Raw genomic sequence first — 20,121 nt, 5'->3', positions numbered from 1 at the left:
AGACTATTCTAATTCTGATTCTTTTTCTTCTTCTATCTCTTCAACTCTTGCTAAAGCTTCTTTTACTTCTTTTTTAACTTGAGGAAGTCTCTCTTGGAATTCTTTTAAAGCTTCTTCTTCTTTTTCTTCCTCTTCTTCTTTTATTAAATCAAAGTAAATTTCTCTATTTGCAATATCTACCTTACTACATTTAACTTTAACTTCATCACCTAATCTATAAATATTCTTTGTTCTTTCTCCAATTAAAGCTAAATGATTTTCATCATATACATAATAGTCATCTTCTAAAGCAGTTATATGAACTAATCCTTCTATAGTGCTTGGAAGTTCAACGAACATACCAAATGATGTAACTGAAGAAACAATTCCGTCAAATTCTTCTCCAATTCTATCTTGCATATATTCTGCTTTCTTTAAATCATCAACTTCTCTTTCAGCCTCTTGAGCTACTCTTTCTGTTTCTGATGATTGCTTTGATGCATAATCAACTATTCCAATTAGCTTCTTAGCTCTTCCTCCATCAATCTTACCATTTATTTGTTCTTTTATGATTCTATGGATTTGAAGGTCTGGATATCTTCTAATTGGTGAAGTAAAGTGACAGTAATACCTTGCTGCTAAACCAAAGTGACCAAGACTTTCTGGTGAATATCTAGCCTTCATCATTGATCTTAAAAGAAGTGTACTTACTACAGCTTCTTCCTTTTTACCCTTAACCTTCTCTAAAACTTCTTGAAGTGCTCTTGGCTGTATATCTTGACTCCACTTCATTGTGTATCCAAGATTATATATAAATTCTCTAAACTTTGTTAGCTTTTCTTCATCTGGATTTTCATGGACTCTATATACAAATGGTAGATTAGTCCAATACATATATTCAGCTATAGTTTCATTACACGCAAGCATGAATTCTTCTATTATTCTATTTGCTATTTCTCTTGGATAAGGCTTTATTTCAATTGGCTTACCTAAAGGATTTAAAGTGATTTTTGCTTCTTCAAAATCAAAATCAATAGCGCCTCTTCTCATTCTCTTTTTATTTAATATATTTGCAAGTTCTTCCATAGCTAAGAAATCATCATATAAGTAATCATACTTTTTAATTAGTTCTTAATCTTTATCTCTAAGTATCTTAGTTACATCTGTATAAGTCATTCTTTCATTTGTTTTAATTATACCTTCATGGATTTCATGTTCTATAACTTTACCATTCTTATCAATTACCATGATACAACTTAATGTTAATCTATCTACTTTAGGATTAAGTGAACATATACCATTTGAAAGTTTCTTTGGAAGCATTGGTATAACTCTATCTATAAGATATACTGATGTACCTCTTTTTAGTGCTTCTTTATCTAGTGGGTTACCTTCTTTAACGTAATTAGTAACATCTGCTATATGAACCCCTAATTTATAGTTTCCATTTGGTAATCTTTCTATTGAGACTGCATCATCTAAATCTTTAGCATCTTCACCATCAATAGTTACCATCTTTAAATCTCTAAAATCTGTTCTTCTTTTATATTCTTTAGGATCTATCTCTTCTTCTATTCTATCTGCAAAATTTAATACCTTATCAGGAAATTCTTCTGGAAGCCCAAACTTCTTAATTATTGTAAGAATATCAAGTCCTTTGTCTCCCTTTTGTCCTAATACTTCTTTTATAACACCTTCAGGGCTTCTTCTTTGTTCTGGCCACTTTGTAACTTCTACTATTACAACATCACCATCGTTAGCACCATTTCTATCTTTTTTAGTTACAAATATATCTTGGTGTAATCTTGTATCTTCTGGCACAACAAAACCAAAGTTTCTGCTATTTTCATAGACACCAATTATTGTTTTATTGGCTCTTTCTACTATTTCAGCAATTTCTCCTTCTCTCTTCTTACCATTTTTATCATCTCTAGTTACATGAACTAATACTCTATCTCCATTCATAGCACCGTTCATTGCTGATGATGGTATAAACACATCTTTTTCTCCTTCAGCTTCAGGTATTAAGAAACCAAATCCTCTTTGATGTCCTTGAAGTTTTCCTGCAACTAAACCTACTCTTTCTGGAATAGTATATTTATCGCTTTTATTTCTAACGACTAGGCCTTCCTTTTCCATTGCTTTTAATACTTTTTTAAAAGCTCTATATTCGTCTGATTTTATATCAAATACTGATGTTAATTCTTTTAAATCCATTGGTTTATATGCATCTTCACGCATAAAATCCAATAATGTATTTTTTATTCCCATCTTATTCCTCCAATTTAATTTATCTATATTCTTAATATATGCTACCCACTATTGTTATATATTATTCTATCTATATATTAACACATTATGAGCTATAATTCCTCTATTAGAAGTTTATATGGAAAGGAGTTATTATTTAGTTCATATACTAAATAATAACTCCTAGTTTAACTAAATATATATTTTAAAATAATAACCCACCAAATTCTACTATAAGTGGTGCAAATACAACTGCAACTATTGTCATAAGCTTTATTAATATATTCATAGCTGGTCCTGATGTATCTTTAAATGGATCACCAACTGTATCTCCAACTACACCTGCTTTATGACATTCGCTTCCTTTTCCACCATATGCGCCACCTTCTATATACTTCTTAGCATTATCCCATGCACCACCTGCATTTGCCATAAGTATAGCCATCATAACACCAGTTACAACTCCTCCAGCTATTAATCCAGCAAGTGCTTCTGCACCTAAAAGTAATCCTACAATTATAGGTGATAAAATTGCAATTATTCCTGGCACTAGCATCTCTCTTAAAGCAGCTCTAGTTGAAATTTCAACACAAGTTGAATAATCTGGCTTATCTGTACCTTTTAATATTCCAGGCTTTTCTTTGAATTGTCTTCTAACTTCTTCTACCATTTGACCTGCTGCCTTACCAACTGATTGCATTGTAAGTGCTCCAAATAAAAATGGAAGCATTCCACCTATAAGCACACCAACTAATGTTAATGGATTTAAAAGATTTATTGAATCTAATTTTACAGCTTGAGTGTATGATGCAAATAAAGCTAAAGCTGTAAGTGCTGCTGAACCTATTGCAAATCCTTTTCCAATAGCTGCTGTTGTATTACCAACTGAATCAAGTTTATCTGTAATCTCTCTAATACCTTCATCTAACTCACTCATTTCAGCTATTCCACCAGCGTTATCAGCTATTGGTCCATATGCATCAACAGCAACTGTTATAGCTGTTGTAGCAAGCATTCCTACTGCCGATAATGCAATTGCATATAATCCTACAATAGAATCACTTGCACCACCTGTTTTAAAGAATGAAATTAATATTCCAATTACTATTAAAAGTATAGGTATAACTGTTGATTTCATACCAACTGCAAGACCAGCTATTATATTGGTAGCTGCTCCTGTCTCACATTCTTTTGCAATAAATTTTACTGATTTATAATCTGATGATGTGTATACTTCTGTGATTTTCCCAATTAATAAACCAACACATATACCAACTACTACTGGAATAAAGAATTTTAAGTCTTTAAATAAATAATTACATGCAATGGCACTTAATATAAGGGCTATTCCTCCTGATAAGAAACTTCCTATGTTTAAAGCCTTTTGAGGGTCATCCCCCTTATAACTTTTAACTACAAATATCCCTATAAGTGATGCAACAATTCCAATTGCAGCAAGTATTAAGGGGTAAATCATAGCCTCACGTCCTGCTACTATTGATACAAAACCTCCAAGTGTTATAGCTGAAATTATTGATCCAACATAAGATTCAAAAAGGTCAGCTCCCATACCACAAACATCTCCAACATTATCTCCAACATTATCTGCAATTACAGCTGGATTTCTTGGATCATCTTCTGGTATACCAGCTTCTACTTTTCCAACTAAATCTGCTCCAACATCTGCTGCCTTTGTATATATACCACCACCAACTCTTGCAAATAGTGCTATTGATGATGCGCCAAGTCCAAAGCCTGTTATATACTCTGCATTTAAATCAAAAATAACTGCAAAAATAGTAAGCCCCACAACTCCAAGTCCTACAACTGAAAGTCCCATAACAGATCCACCAGAAAAAGCTACTCCTAATGCTTCTTTCATTCCATGCTTTGCTGCATTTGCTGTTCTTACATTTGCTTTAACAGCAATCTTCATCCCTATAAATCCTGCAAGCATTGAGAATACTGCACCTACTAAAAATGCTATAGCTGTCTTATAACTTAAAAATGCTGAAATTAATACAAAAATACACACCACAAATATTGAAAGATACTTATATTCCTTTTTTATAAAGGCCATAGCTCCTTCTTCTATATGTGATGCTATCTCTTTCATCTTTTTATTTCCAGGATCTTTTTTAATAATACCTTTTGCAATAAAAATTAAAACAATTAATGAAATAATCCCACAGACTAATGGTAATGCTAATAACTCCATAGTTACACCTCTCATAATTATTTTTAGTACCTAGGGCACTACTATATAATTATGAAATAAATTTTTCTATTAGAATTAAATTTATAATCTTATTTGAATTTACGTTATATAAATACATAACTTCACTTTTTAGCTTAAGAATAATAAAAAAATCTACTATGGTAAATGGTTTATTTACTTTGTCCATAACATTTATATCTATATTATACGAAATATATATTTATTCATCTTACTTTTATCATTTCGAATAATTTTTTGTACTATATTTTTTAAGTAAAATTTATGATTAATAAAAAAAGGCCAGTCATAATGACTGGCTAATAAATCTAACTTGTGATTCCCACACATATTATATTAAATTTAAAACAATTGTATTTATAGCAAATAGTAACATTCCTATTATTGTTACTCTCTCTAGCATAACTTCTTTTGTTCTTGATTTGTTTCTTGAGAAGAATGTATCATTGTTGCTACCTTGAATCAATCCACTTAAGGCATCTGATTTACTTGGTTGCATAAGTACTGAAACTACAATAACTATTCCTAATATTACCTCAAGTACTAATAACGCTGTTTGCATGGGAACACCTCCTAATATTTAAACGCTTATTTTATACTATTTAACTCAATTAGTATATCATAAAGAATAATTTATTTCTACACTAATTTCCAAAAATTATCTGAAAGCGCTAAATATTATTTCAAGCTCAAATTTAATTCTATTTCAATTATAGAAATTAGTTACTATTTCTTTATATTGAAGAATGCATCTCTTCCTCTGTATTCAGCTACATCATCTAATTCTTCAGCTATTCTAATTAATTGGTTGTACTTAGCAACTCTTTCTGATCTTCCTGGTGCACCAGTCTTGATTTGACCTGCATTTACAGCAACAACTAAATCTGAAATAGTTGTATCTTCTGTTTCACCTGATCTATGTGAGATTACTGCAGTGTATCCTGCTCTGTTAGCCATTTCGATAGCATTTAAAGTTTCTGTTAATGTACCAATTTGGTTAAGCTTTATAAGAATTGAGTTTGCAATTCCCATTTCGATACCCATCTTTAATCTTTCTGTGTTAGTTACGAATAAGTCATCACCAACTAATTGGATTCTCTTTCCTAATCTTTCAGTCATGATCTTCCAACCTTCGTAATCTTCTTCTGCCATACCATCTTCAATTGAGATGATTGGGTACTTATTTACTAAGTTTTCATAGAAATCAACCATTTCTTTTGGTGATAATGTCTTACCTTCATGTTTTAAGATATATTTACCATCTTCGAAGAATTCTGATGAAGCTGGATCTAGTGCTATAAACATTTCTTTTCCTGGTTCTAAACCAGCTATCTTGATAGCTTCTATAATAACTTCAATAGCTTCTTCATTTGATTTTAAGTTTGGTGCAAATCCACCTTCATCACCAACACCTGTTGAATATCCTTTTTCGTTTAATAATTTTTTAAGTGCATGATATACTTCTGAACACATTCTTAATGCTTCTGCAAAGCTTTCTGCTCCAACTGGCATAATCATGAATTCTTGTAAATCTACTGAATTATCAGCATGTTCTCCACCATTTATAATATTCATCATTGGTACTGGTAATACTTTAGCATTAACTCCACCAACATATTGATATAAAGGTAAGCCTAAATAGTTTGCAGCAGCTCTAGCTACAGCAAGTGAAACACCTAGTATAGCGTTTGCTCCTAATTTACCTTTATTCTTAGTTCCATCTAATTCTATTAAAGTCTTATCGATGAAAATTTGATCTAAAGCATTTAATCCAACTAATTCATCAGCAATAACTTCATTAACGTTCTTTACTGCTTGAAGTACACCCTTTCCATTGAATCTTGATTTATCTCCATCACGAAGTTCTACAGCTTCAAATACACCTGTTGATGCACCTGATGGTACTGCTGCTCTTCCTACTGTTCCATCTTCTAAATATACCTCAACTTCTACTGTTGGGAATGATCTTGAATCTAAAATTTCTCTAGCTAAAACATCTACTATTTCTGCATATTGTTTCATTTACTTTTCCTCCTTAACAATCAAATACATTAGATATTATTTACAACATCCTATATTTTTATTAAATAATTAATTGCTTTTTTTATTTAAATACATTATAATCCATTCTGTTGATATTTTCAATCAATTGATAATTTTTTTCAATTTATTAATATTAGATATTAATTTATAACATTAGTAAATTTTTGTTTACCAATATTTTGACTATAATCACATACTTAATTAATATACACGACCTTAACTGTTATAATTCCTAGCAAAATAAAAAAGCCCTAAAGGACTTTTTTATTTCAATTATTATACTTATATATCATAACTATTATATCTTATTGTTATTTTACGTAAATACATATTACTATCTAATTGTATTCTATGTTGTTTTTCTCAAAGTATTTATCAAGCTGACTCTTCCAATACATACATAACTTAGGATCTTTCTCTTCTATATGCTTTAAAAATGTATCTAATACTTTAAGCCCATTTAATTTTTTCATTAAATGTCTTGGAAAATCAACTTTTCTTGTATAGCATCCTTTAGGATCTATCATTCTAAGCTCTAACTTTTCAGTTACATATACATCTCTACATCTTGTATCTAATTTTGCAAATCCAAGTTTTTTAAACTCTTTTAATAGTCTATATATCTTCATAGACATTTCTTTACTTAACCCGTTTCTTTTTATGTATTTATCTAAACGTACTCCACAAACCATTTCTCGTACAATATAAAGTTCGCCTCGCGCGTATATATTAGGAAAATATTTTGATTTTTTGGTTCTTTTAAGAGTATCACCCTCTGCCCTACAAATTTTTTCTTTTAAAAAAATCTTTATAACTCTATTGTTTGGAAGTTCATATACTATCCCGTTATTTCCTTGTCCTAAGTATTTTGCTTTTCTAAATAACTTTTCTGTCTTCTCATCAAAACAAACAGAATAGGTGTAATTTCCTTTCATTTAATCATCCTATATATTATTTCTCTCAATATATACTATTAAACTTATTATTTATTGTGATAGAGTTCTATCTCTTATAATAATCCTATTTATTTTTATACTTGAATATATAAAGATATAAAAAACAGTTATATACTTATTTTAAGTATATAACTGTTTTTTGTTTTAAAATTAAGTTTGATATAATTTCTATAACGCTCTTTATATTTTAGGATAAATTATAATTATATCTATTTACTTGCTTCTTCAGCTTTTATAACTTCATTTCTAAGTACAATGAACATCATTATAATTCCTACAGTAATAATTATATGAGATAATCCAGCTATACCGGATATCATAGCTCCACCATTAAGTCCTAAAACTTGATCTACGCCTCTCCATATAAACATTCCAATCATAAAAATAAGTCCAGCATTATAAATTATATAAAATTTACTAAAGAATTTATTTTTAGTGATCTTAAATGCATTTTCAAATAAAACTAAAATCAGAAACATTAAACTACCTAAAACTAGTAAATGTACATGTGCTACTGCTAATGATGTCTTACCTGTATAATCATTCATTCTTGTAAATTCTCTATAAAAAACACCACTTGCAAGAGCAATAACAGCATATATAAAAGCTGTATTTATAAGTTTCTTCATTAGTTACACCCCCTTCTTCACATTCCCACAAACATATTTAAATGGATAATTAATATTTATAAATATTAATTATCCATTTAAATATTACTATACTTCTCTTCTCTTGTCCATAAAGAAATTTAAAAGCTACATTCATTTATAGAATGTAGCTTTTATTAATTCAAACAAATATTTTTACTTATATTAATTATACTTACCTTATATAATATATCTTTAATTAATCTAAATTTATATATTATATTCTTTAAGATGATGCGCTAAAGCTCCTATAAGATTTGCATCTTTTCTATGTGTGCACGTTCTTATTTCTGGTTTTATTTCTGCAATCTTAATCTTCTTTAATATTTCATCTATTTTCTCATTTAAGCTTATTACAAAATCATCTCTATCACTTATAGAACCCCCTATAAGTATAAGCTCAGGATCGTACATATACTGAAGATTATAAATTCCTTTTGCAAGTTCTTCATAAAATCTATCTATTACTCCCTTGCAAAACTCATCTCCATTTTGTGCTTTATTAAATACATCCTTGCCATCTAAACTTTCATCATTAAAATACTTTCTAGCCTTTCTTACAAAAGACATTGTAGATGCAACCTCACTAAATGTTTTATATTCTCCGTCATTATCTTCCATTATCATAAATCCAAATTCTCCACCATAAAGATGCTTTCCATGATGAATTTTCTTATCTTTAATTATAGATCCACCAATTCCAGAACCACATACTACAAACAATATATCATTTACCTCTTTTGCAGCTCCTGAAAAAATTTCTGCAAGCGCTACACAATTTGCATCATTTTCTATACTTATATTAAGATTTAATCTCTCTGACAATACTTCTTTCCAATTAGGTCCATGAATGCATGGAACTGCACTAGCACCACCTACAATTCCACTATTTGTATCAACAGCTCCTGGTGAGCTTATAGCAACACCTTTTATATCATATTGACTTTTCATTCCATTAACCCAATTTACAATAGTATTAGTAAATTCATTTAATTCATGTGATGGATATAATGTATCCTTTTCTATAAGGTTTCCATCCTTATCTGAAAGTGCAACTTTAATAGATGTACCTCCTATGTCTAAACAAGCAAACATGTCCTCAGCCCCTTTAATTTAAAATCCTTTATTTCTAGATAGTTCTTTAAACCATCTACCACTTTTCTTTATTGTCCTCTTTCCATCTTCAAGACTTAAAGATACAAGTCCATATCTATTTTTATAAGCATTAAGCCATGACCAATTATCAATAAATGTCCAAACATGATATCCAATGCAATTTGCATCTTCTTCAATAGCTTTATTTAACCACGTTAAATGATCTTTATAAAACTCAATTCGATAGTCATCTTCTATAACGCCATCTACTATGAATCTTTCTTCCCCTTCAACGCCCATACCATTTTCAGTTATCATCCATTCAATATTGTTGTAGTTTTCTTTTATATTTACAGCTATATCATATATTCCTTTAGGGTATATCTCCCATCCCCTATACGGATTCATAACCTTTCCTGGCATATCATAATTGTCATAATAATATTCTGGAGTAAATGGTGCCTCATCATTAGGCTTATTAGCTTTTTCACAAACTCTTCTTGGCTGATAGTAATTTACACCTAGAAAATCTATTGTATTTTCTTTTATTATGCTTAGATCTTCTTTTGTATAATTAGGCATTAAATCATGTTTTTTTATAATTTCTACTAACTCTGTAGTAAATTCACCTTTTACAGCTGGATCTAAAAAGCTCTTATTTGCAAATAAATCTGCTATTCTAGCTGCTTTTAAATCCCATTTATTTTCGCTTCTTGGGTAGCATGGAGAAAGATTTATTATTATACCAATCTTTCCATCAGTATTTAACTCTTTAAATTCTTTAATAGCTAATGCATTGGCTAACGCTGTGTGGTACGCTACTTGTACAGCTGCTTTTGGATCAAATTTACATGGGTAATGATATCCTAAATAATATCCACATTCAACATGTACCATAGGTTCATTAAATGTAAACCAACGTTTTACTCTATCTCCGAAAAGCTCAAAACAAGTCTTTGCATATTCTTTATAATAATCTACTACTTTTCTATTTTCCCATCCACCAATCTTTTGAAGTTCCATTGGCATATCAAAATGAAATAAATTTACAAAAGGTTCTATTCCATTTTTGATTAATTCATCTATAACATTATTATAAAATTCTACACCGTCTTTATTTACTTCTCCATATCCTTCTTTAAACATTCTAGACCAACTTATAGACATCCTAAATGAATTATGTCCAGTTTCTTTCATTAACTTTATATCATCTTTGTAGTTTTTATAGAATGTTGAAGTATACTCCGTTCCTATTCCATTATGAAATCTATGCTTCTCTGTCTTAAACCAATAGTCCCAAATATTTTCTCCCTTATTTCCTAAATCTATAGCACCTTCACTTTGGGTAGCTGAAGATGCGCTTCCAAAATAAAAATCGTTTGAAAATTTTATCATATTATTCTCTCCTACTCTTTATTAAATACTTTCTCCGTTGAAACCCAACTATTTAAAACTTCCTTATATTTTCTTATATAGTAATAATGGATTAAATCAATTTGAACAAGTATTGGAATTTGAGCTGATAATATACCTGTTGCTTCCTCACCCTTAAAGTTTGAAGTATTTATTGTTATATCTGAAGTCTCATTTAAAGATGATTTTTTGTTTGCTGTTATAGTTATTACAGTTATATCTTTCTCTTTTAACTCTTCGCCAATCTTCTCTAAAGCTTTATTACCTCTAAGAGTAAACAAGAATACTAAATCACCTTTTTCTAATATCTGAGTTGCCATTTCTATTGCACTTCTATCATGTATAACTTCTATGAATTTTCCCATTCTTGAAAATCTAAATTTAAAATCCTGAGCAGCTGTTGCACTAAGCCCTAATGCAAATATATTTATAAGCCTATGTGAATGTATCTCTTCACAAACCCTCTCTATTTTTTTCTCATCAAAATTTTTATCTATATCATCAAACAAATTAAAATATTCAGTTTGTAAATCAATTGCTATATTATTTAAGCTATGGTCTTTTTTATTTTTAAGATGCTCATTGTATAAATATATAAGCTCCTTATAATTAGAAAGTCCTATCTTCTTACAAAACCTTGTTATTGATGCATTAGATACATTTAATTCTTTTGATAATTTATTTATAGGCAGAACTGGTTTTTCATCTAGAAAATATTCAGCTATTCTTTCCTCAACAAATGTAAAATTAATTTTGGAATGGTTTATCCTTAAAACAATTTCCTTCTTCATACTTCCTCCAATACTTGATTCATCATTAACTATAAATTTATTTTTATAGTTTTAATTTCTCCTTTTTTAAATGATGGCATAAGTATCTCTTCTTTATCTACATTTACCTCTTCCGTTAATTCTCTATTATTTAAATTAACTAATTGATAGCTCTTAGCATTCTTAACTTTTATTTTTCCTGAATCATTTATTTCTTTATCTGAAGAATTTAGAAATCTTATAATAAATGATTTTTTATCTATTGCATTTATTGAGGTTATATTAATTCCTTTTAATTCATCACTATTTATTAAGCTATCAATAATAGATATATCATCTTGAAGAGGATGACTTACAAAATATTTTAATGTATTCGTAAATCTATTTATCTCTTGTATTTGATAATATGGACTACTTATACTATAATTCTCAAATATATTTTTTATTTTAGTTATATCTAATTCTTTATCAAAATTTATTGCGAACTTAAACTTAAGCTTACCCTTAAGCTGACTCTTTGGAGTTTCTATATATTTAAATTCATTTCCAGATGCTACCCCAGGTCTTCTTATAAGATCTGGCTTTCCTAAATATCCAACTCCTCTAAAAAGTGTTAATGCTATATTAGAATTATCTAATATTTCATACTCTTTAATTCCTTTTGTCATTATTGTAGCTGATGATTTTGTATCATTCAATGATACAAAATGTAACATCGGATAAATAGGTGAAGGTTCTTCCTTCCAATTAAGTTCTCTCCAATCATCAATATGATTTGGAGTATTATCTCTTTTAATTATTCCCATAGGAGTATCTGTTATTGATTTATTTGATGTAACTCCTGTCCTTATTATAACTCTCATTCTATGATCTTCTGCATTGTTATTAATCTCTAAATGACAATCTATTATCTTCTTATTATTTAGAGATAATTTCATAGTATATAGAATACTTGAATTTATTCTAGAGATATTTCGATCTTCTAAGTTTTTAGGAACATTAAATACTCCACTTATATTAAGTTCTTTATATAACGCTCCATTTATAGTTCTACACTTTGAATCTTTAAAATCAAATTTAAATCTTATATCATTATAAGGTGGCGAGTAATCATAGGTATCTCCATCATCACCTGAATCTTCAATTGATATATAATCCTTTAAAACTTCTCCAGTTAGCTTATTAGTTATATCTATTTTTCCATTATTAAACTCAACTTTATAATAATTATCTTCAATTACATTTTCTAAAATCTCTTCTTTACTATAGTTGCTTTTTTCTTCAATAACTTTTAGTCTCTTTATACTAAATGGATTAACTTTGCACTTTATTACTGCTTTAGTTACATAGAAATATAAATTTTCATCATGCTCTTCTGCACTTCTCTTTATACTTCCACTATATTCTTTTTTACTTTCGATTATTTGAAGTGGAATTTCTACTCCCTCTTCATCTATAATCTTAAAATCCTTATTCTTAGATGTTATATTTATAGTAAACGCTTCATCTCTAGTTCTTGATAAAGTATTAAATAAAATTAAATCATTTTCTTCTCTATCTTTAATTGATTCGCTTATTTTTCTTACTATATAATCACAAGCTGAATAAGACAACTGATCTACCTCAATAAGCCTTGCTAATATACTATCGTTTGTTTTATCACTATTACATCCACAAGCACTATCATGAGCATGATTCATAAGTAACTTCTTCCATATCTCTTCAAGCATGCTTACTTTAGGATCTAACCCTATATTTTGAGCCATTACCATTAGAGGTTCTAATACATATACAAGTCTTCTTTCAATTTTATCATTTAGGTATTTATGATCATACCTCGATGAATAAATTGATCTATGTATCTTAGAATTAGATGGATTTATAAATTCTCCTTCTACTTGCAATAAATTCTTTTCCTTTTCTAATTCATCAAAAAATTCATCACAAGAACTTTCTATATATTTAAAATTATTTTCCGTTCTATCTTGATAATATTTAATTCTTTCTTTTATATTAAAATCTACATACCTTTGGTCTCCACCTACTGGTAGTAATATATTCTGTGTAGCTGATCCATCTCTCATTTTTTCTTCAACAGATTTAACATCATCATTATATATAAGGTTTCCACCATAATAGTATCCATCTTTTATGTTATAAACTAACACGCTACTCCCATCTTCACTATTCCATATAAACTCTCTATTTGGACATTCATCTTTTGAAACACCTCTCCAAAATATTGATCTTTGTATATCAAATCCATTTAATATTTTAGGTAAGTCTTTTGTTTGACCAAAAGAATCTGGAAGATACCCTATCTTCATGTAATCCCCATACTTAGATGAATTTTTAATTCCATAGAATAAGTTTCTTATGATAGATTCTCCAGAGATTATTAATTCGTCTGTTTGAGTGTACCATGGTCCTATTAATAACTTTCCTTCAGTAACAAGTTTCTTAACGACTTCAAATCTATCTGGCATAAACTTTATATATTCTTCTAATATACTTATTTGACCATCTAATAAATACTTGTTAACTTTCCCACTCTCAAGTGCTTCTATAACTTCATCCATATGATATATTAACTGTATTATTGTTTCATTTGCTGTAAAATACCACTCATAATCCCAATGTGTATGAGAATAAACATGTACTTTCTTCATATATTTCTCCTTTTTATTAAAAAGCCTAAATAGAATATTCTACTTAGGCTTTGATTTAATTATTTAAAATTCTATTTGTGACACTAAGCTATATAATTCTCTATTATCAATATCACTTGCTATTTTATTTCTAAAATCATCATCTATTAGTTTTGTTGCAATAGCGCTTAATATCTTTATATGATTATTTGCACCATCTTCTGGTATTGTAAGTCCAAATGCTACTTTTATTGGTTTTCCATCAAGAGAATCCCATTCAATTGGATTTTTAAACTTTATTAAAAATACTCCTGATTTTTTAACTACTTTACCTTTGCAATGTGGAATTGCTATTCCATCATTAAACCCAGTTGTAGCTTCTTTTTCTCTTTCATATAATCCTTTAAGATATTCTTCTTTATTAGATACATAACCATTTTCATATGCAATTGAAGCTAGGAATTTAAATGCTTCATCTTGTGTCTTTGAATTTTCATCTACATATATATGAGTTTCTTTAAAAACTTCATTATCTATATCCTTTATATCTAAAACTATTTCTTCTGCAATTTTCTCTTCATTGATTTCTTCATCATCTTCATATACATCTGCTTCTTCAGTTACTGGTTTTTTAAGTATACCTAGTAATACAGCTGTAAGAAGTATACCTGCTGAAACTGATCCTATCCATGTTATAAAAGGAATTGGTTGTTCAATATATCCTATAAATGTTCCAAGAGGTGAACCTATACCTCCATAGAACTTACATCCAAATAATCCAACTAATCCTCCTGCAAGTGCTGAACCTGCAACTGATGCTGTAATCATTTGTACTGGATGTGCTGCCGCAAAAGGTATTGCACCTTCTGTAACTCCTACCATCCCCATACCAAAGGCTGAGTTTGCTGATATTTTTTCATCTTTAGTAAACTTATTTTTAAATAATATTGAGGCAAGCCATATTCCAAGTGGTGCTACTGATATTGCAGCTTGTGCTGCTGTTCCTGGAACAAAGTTTGCATTTTGAATACCAAACTTTGCAACTGTATCTGTAAATACTGCTGTACCAAATATTAAAGCTGTTTTATTTACTGGTCCACCAAAGTCGAATCCAATCATAGCTCCAATAATAGCTCCAATAATAAATGGTGCACTTGAATATTTATCATTTAACATTGTAAGTCCACTGTATAACCAATCCATAGCTCCTGCTATTGGTTGTCCTATTAAGAATAATACTATTACTGTAATTGCAAAAGTAGCTATTAATGGAATAATCATAATTGCTAATAAAGGTTGTAATATCTTTGGCCACTTTATACTCTTAAGTCCTTTTACTAAGTATCCTACAATAAATGCTACTAATATAGCTGATAAGAATCCTCCACCTGTTTGAGTTCCTAAAAATTCTGGATCGTTTGCTAAATATGCTCCAATCATTGCTGGTGCAATTGCTGGCTTATCTGCTATAGAGTTAGCAACAAAACCTGCAAATAATGGAATCATTAATTTAAATCCAACTTGTCCTACAGCAAATAATTTTGACATGAAGTATCCCATTGCTGTTGTATTATCAAATCCCCAATTTACTATTCTTCCAAGTTCATCTTTTTGGAATGCAAATATGTTAGCTATTGCTAAAAGAAGTCCAGCTGCTATACACATTGGTACCATATAAGATATACCACTCATTATATGTTTTATAAATTGATTATCAGTTTTTCCTAAAGTTACACCTCCAACTTTAGAGCCTTTCTTACCATAAAGTAGAGCTTCATCATATGCTCTATCAATTAATGAACTAGCATTTTTTATAGCATCTATTGATTTTGTTTGCAATACCCTCTTTCCTGCAAATCTTGATAAATCGATATCTATATCAGCTGCAATTATTACTACATCTGCATCTTTAATATCTTTTTCATTAAGTACATTTTCAGCTCCTATAGAACCTTGTGTTTCTACTTTTGCTAAATAACCCTTTTTCTTAGCAGCCTTATTTATACTTTCAGCTGCCATGTATGTATGTGCTATCCCAGCTGCACAAGCTGTAACTGCTACAATTTTTTTGTTCATTTTATTGCACCTCCCATTTGATGATTTCATTATTACACATTTCTTTCCCTTTGCAAACATTTTCAAGCCTTTTAGATTTGATTTTCTTTTTTATATGTTTCAGTGAAAATATTTTCAAAAATGTATATAAAAAAAGAACTCGTATATAATATACGAGCTCTTAAACAATTTTATTTAATTACTTTATTAATGAGTGTCCAGTCATTTCTGATGGAGCTTCAAGTCCCATTTCGTGTAACATAGTTGGTGCTATATCTGATAATTTACCACTTTCTAATGTCTTACCTTCTGTATCCTTAGTTACCCATACAAACGGTACTGGATCAATTGTGTGAGCAGTAAATGGAGTTCCAGTCTTAAAGTCTATCATTGTTTCTGCATTTCCGTGGTCAGCAGTTACAAATAATGATCCACCCTTTTCTAAGATCTTATCAGCTACTTTTCCTAAGCATTCATCAACAGTTTCTATAGCTTTAACTGCTGCTGGAATTACTCCTGTATGACCAACCATATCTGGGTTAGCATAGTTTAATATAATCATATCATATTTATCACTATCTATTCTCTTTAGTAACTCTTCAGTTACTTCGTATGCACTCATTTCTGGCTTTAAGTCATAAGTTGCAACTTTAGGTGATGCAATTAATGCTCTATCTTCATTTTCATTTGGCTGTTCAACTCCACCATTGAAGAAGAATGTTACGTGAGCATATTTTTCAGTTTCAGCTATTCTTAATTGATTTAATCCCTTGTTTGCAACAAATTCTCCTAGCGTATTCTCTAGTGTTTGAGGCTTAAATGCTATCATAACACCTTCGAAAGTCTTATCATATTGAGTCATTGTAACAAATGTTAAATCTAACTTTTCAGCATTAAATCCATCAAAATCTTTTTGAGTTAAAGCTCTTGTAAGTTCTCTAGCTCTATCTGGTCTAAAGTTGAAGAATACTACTGAATCTCCACTCTTAACAGTTGCTGTTGGCTGACCATCTTCTAATACTACTGTAGGTACTACGAATTCATCAGTCTTCTTATCATTATATGATTCTTGTATAGCTTCTACTGCACTAGTTGCTGTATTACCAGTTCCTCTTACTATTGCATTGTAAGCAAGCTCAACTCTTTCCCATCTGTTATCCCTATCCATTGCGTAGTATCTACCACTTACTGTAGCGATTTTTCCTACTCCAACTTCTTTCATCATTTCTTCAGTCTTTTCTATGAATTCCTTACCTGATGAAGGAGCAACGTCTCTACCATCCATGAATGCATGAACGTAAACTTCTGTTAAACCTTCTTTTTTAGCAAATTCTAAAAGTCCTTTTAAATGATTGATGTGTGAGTGAACTCCACCATCTGATAATAATCCCATTAAGTGTAATGCTGTATTATTTTCTTTAGCATTTTTCATAGCCTTTAAAAGCTCTTCATTCTTAAAGAAATCTCCATCAGCTATAGCTTTAGTTATTCTAGTAAGTTCTTGGTATACTATTCTACCTGCACCTATATTTAAGTGACCTACTTCTGAATTACCCATTTGACCTTCTGGAAGACCAACTGCCATTCCTGATGCTTCAAGCATTGAATGAGGATATTCCTTTATTAATTTATCAAAGTTTGGTTTTTTAGCTAATGAAACAGCATTACCTTCTGAAGCTTCTGCTATTCCAAATCCATCTAATATCATTAACATTACTGGTTTTTTTGCCATAACTATTACCTCCATTTTATATCTATATTAAAAATGATTCATCTCTTTTTATTATGTGTCATTTTTTCACTTATATTATACTATAATAAAGTACCTTAAACAACAAAAAGCAATAGTATGAAAGAATTAATATTATTCAATCATGACTATTGCTTATATGTTAATTCTACCTATTAATCTTACTTAATTTTAGTAGTTAACTATTGCAGCAAAGTCTGAAGCTACTAAGCTAGCTCCACCAACTAAAGCTCCATCGATATCTGATTGAGCCATTTGTTCTTTAATAGTTGCAGGCTTAACTGATCCACCGTATTGGATTCTTACTTTATCAGCAACTTCTTTCCCAAACATTTCAGCTACAACGTTTCTGATAGCAGCTATAGTTTCGTTAGCTTGTTCTGATGTAGCAGTTTTTCCTGTTCCAATAGCCCAGATTGGTTCGTAAGCTATAACAACTTTTTCTGCTTGCTCTTTAGTTAATCCTTCTAAATCAGCTTTGATTTGTCCAGCTAAAACTTCTACATATTTTCCTGATTCTCTTTGCTCTAAAGTTTCTCCACAGCAAAGAATAGGAATTATGTTATGCGCTAAAGCAGCTTTAACTTTCTTGTTGCAAGTTTCATCAGTTTCGTTGAAGTATTCTCTTCTTTCACTATGTCCAATTACTACGTAATCAACTCCCATAGCTTCAAGCATTCCTGGAGCAACTTCTCCTGTGAAAGCTCCCTTTTCTTCAAAGTGCATGTTTTGTGCAGCGATCTTTACGTTTGATCCTTTAGCAGCTTTAACAGCAGCGTCTAAACATACAAAAGTTGGGCAAAGTACTACTTCACAAGTAGCATCCTTTACTAATGGTTTGAATTCGTTTATAAATTCTACAGCTTCAGCTGGAGTTTTATGCATTTTCCAGTTTCCTGCGATTATTGCTTTTCTCATTTAAAATCACCTCTAAAATTATTGAGTTTATTAAAACTCTTAAAAATACTGATAAATCAGCCACTCTCTTAACTTCTTAACAGAGTGGCTAATATTTTATTTATAAAAACTATTTAGGCTAATAAATTAGCTATTTAAAGCATCTATACCAGGTAATACTTTACCTTCTAAGAATTCAAGTGATGCTCCACCACCAGTTGAGATATGAGTCATCTTATCTCCGAATCCTAAGATGTTTACAGCTGCAGCTGAATCTCCACCACCGATTATAGTAGTTGCATTTGATTCTGCCATAGCTTTAGCTACTGCAATAGTTCCCTTATTGAAGTTATCGAATTCGAATACTCCCATTGGTCCATTCCAGATAACTGTCTTAGCATCTTTAACTGCATTTGCATATAATTCTTCTGTTTTTGGTCCGATATCTAATCCCATGTTTCCAGCAGGAATGTTTTGATCTTCAGTTATTGTAGCTTCCATATCTTTAAATTCTGGTGCTACTCTATGATCTACTGGTAATAAGAAGTTAACTCCCTTAGCCTTAGCCTTTTCGATCATTTCTCTAGCGTAATCAACTCTATCTTCTTCAACTAATGAAGTTCCGATTTCGTATCCTTGAGCCTTTAAGAATGTGTAAGCCATTCCTCCACCAATTATTAAAGTATCTACTTTATCTAAAAGGTTGTTTATAACAGCGATCTTATCTGAAACTTTAGCTCCTCCTAAGATTGCAACGAATGGTCTTTCTGGTGATTCTACAGCGCTTCCTAAGAACTTTAATTCTTTTTGGATTAAGTATCCGCATACTGCTGTATCTATAAAATCAGTAACTCCAACTGTTGAACAGTGAGCTCTGTGAGCTGTTCCGAAAGCATCGTTTACGAAGATTTCAGCAAGTGAAGCTAATTCTTTTGAGAATTCTTCTCCATTCTTAGTTTCTTCTTTTCTGTATCTAGTGTTTTGTAGTAAAACAACATCTCCATCTTTCATTTCAGCTACTGCTTTTTTAGCGTTTTCTCCAACAACATTATCGTCTGCTGCAAAAACAATTTCTTTTCCAAGCATTTCGCTTAATCTCTTAGCAACTGGTGCTAATGATAATTCTGGCTTTGGTTCTCCCTTTGGTTTACCCATATGTGAGCAAAGGATTACTTTAGCTCCATTATCAACTAAGTACTTGATAGTTGGAAGTGCTCCATTTAATCTATTTTCATCAGTTATAACTCCATCTTTTAGTGGAACGTTAAAGTCACATCTTACTAGGACTTTTTTACCGTTAACATTTATATCTTCTATAGTCTTTTTATTGAAGTTCATCTCTTTCACCTCTTATAAATTATATACATATTTTAAAATAGTCT

The 20,121-nt window shown here is 30.2% G+C and carries 13 protein-coding genes and 1 pseudogene; all 14 read right to left on the bottom strand.

What is annotated here, in order from left to right; genetic code table 11:
• Positions 1–3: 3 nt before the first annotated feature.
• A pseudogene (gene rnr / locus JOC62_RS08740) lies at positions 4–2,250 on the bottom strand (ribonuclease R).
• 184 nt (positions 2,251–2,434) lie between these two features.
• Positions 2,435–4,447, bottom strand: coding sequence for a sodium-translocating pyrophosphatase (locus tag JOC62_RS08735; RefSeq protein ID WP_204594884.1), 2,013 nt, complete (start codon positions 4,445–4,447; stop codon positions 2,435–2,437).
• A 349-nt stretch (positions 4,448–4,796) separates the two neighbouring features.
• Complete coding sequence (secG, locus tag JOC62_RS08730; RefSeq protein WP_204594883.1) at positions 4,797–5,027, bottom strand: preprotein translocase subunit SecG; 231 nt, start codon at positions 5,025–5,027, stop codon at positions 4,797–4,799.
• Positions 5,028–5,191: 164 nt separating this feature from the next.
• Complete coding sequence (gene eno, locus JOC62_RS08725; RefSeq protein ID WP_204594882.1) at positions 5,192–6,487, bottom strand: phosphopyruvate hydratase; 1,296 nt, start codon at positions 6,485–6,487, stop codon at positions 5,192–5,194.
• A gap of 359 nt (positions 6,488–6,846) precedes the next feature.
• Positions 6,847–7,443 carry a protein kinase family protein gene (locus JOC62_RS08720; protein WP_204594881.1) on the bottom strand — a complete coding sequence of 199 codons (597 nt, stop codon included), beginning with the start codon at positions 7,441–7,443 and terminating at the stop codon, positions 6,847–6,849.
• Positions 7,444–7,673: 230 nt separating this feature from the next.
• Positions 7,674–8,093: a DUF2871 domain-containing protein gene (locus tag JOC62_RS08715; protein WP_204594880.1), complete on the bottom strand. Its 420-nt coding sequence runs from the start codon at positions 8,091–8,093 to the stop codon at positions 7,674–7,676.
• A gap of 228 nt (positions 8,094–8,321) precedes the next feature.
• The gene (locus JOC62_RS08710; protein WP_204594879.1) at positions 8,322–9,206 is read right to left on the bottom strand and encodes an ROK family protein; all 885 of its coding nucleotides are present in this window, start codon (positions 9,204–9,206) and stop codon (positions 8,322–8,324) included.
• A gap of 18 nt (positions 9,207–9,224) precedes the next feature.
• On the bottom strand, positions 9,225–10,601 hold the full coding sequence (locus tag JOC62_RS08705; RefSeq protein WP_204594878.1) for a glycoside hydrolase family 1 protein: 1,377 nt from the start codon (positions 10,599–10,601) through the stop codon (positions 9,225–9,227).
• An 11-nt stretch (positions 10,602–10,612) separates the two neighbouring features.
• Positions 10,613–11,410, bottom strand: a complete 798-nt coding sequence (locus JOC62_RS08700; protein WP_204594877.1) for a MurR/RpiR family transcriptional regulator — start codon at positions 11,408–11,410, stop codon at positions 10,613–10,615.
• 29 nt (positions 11,411–11,439) lie between these two features.
• Complete coding sequence (locus tag JOC62_RS08695) at positions 11,440–14,058, bottom strand: glycoside hydrolase family 38 N-terminal domain-containing protein (protein WP_204594876.1); 2,619 nt, start codon at positions 14,056–14,058, stop codon at positions 11,440–11,442.
• A gap of 63 nt (positions 14,059–14,121) precedes the next feature.
• A complete protein-coding gene (locus tag JOC62_RS08690; protein ID WP_204594875.1) occupies positions 14,122–16,113 on the bottom strand; it encodes a fructose-specific PTS transporter subunit EIIC in 1,992 nt (663 codons plus the stop codon).
• Between the two features lie 178 nt (positions 16,114–16,291).
• The gene (gene gpmI, locus JOC62_RS08685) at positions 16,292–17,824 is read right to left on the bottom strand and encodes a 2,3-bisphosphoglycerate-independent phosphoglycerate mutase (protein ID WP_204594874.1); all 1,533 of its coding nucleotides are present in this window, start codon (positions 17,822–17,824) and stop codon (positions 16,292–16,294) included.
• 189 nt (positions 17,825–18,013) lie between these two features.
• Complete coding sequence (tpiA, locus tag JOC62_RS08680) at positions 18,014–18,760, bottom strand: triose-phosphate isomerase (protein WP_204594873.1); 747 nt, start codon at positions 18,758–18,760, stop codon at positions 18,014–18,016.
• 126 nt (positions 18,761–18,886) lie between these two features.
• Positions 18,887–20,077 carry a phosphoglycerate kinase gene (locus JOC62_RS08675; RefSeq protein ID WP_204594872.1) on the bottom strand — a complete coding sequence of 397 codons (1,191 nt, stop codon included), beginning with the start codon at positions 20,075–20,077 and terminating at the stop codon, positions 18,887–18,889.
• Positions 20,078–20,121: the final 44 nt, after the last annotated feature.

The sequence above is a fragment of the Clostridium sardiniense genome (assembly GCF_016907995.1).
GTDB lineage: Bacteria > Bacillota > Clostridia > Clostridiales > Clostridiaceae > Clostridium > Clostridium sardiniense.
Note: the sequence above shows the minus strand (reverse complement) of the source record. Positions and strands in the feature narration are given on the sequence as shown.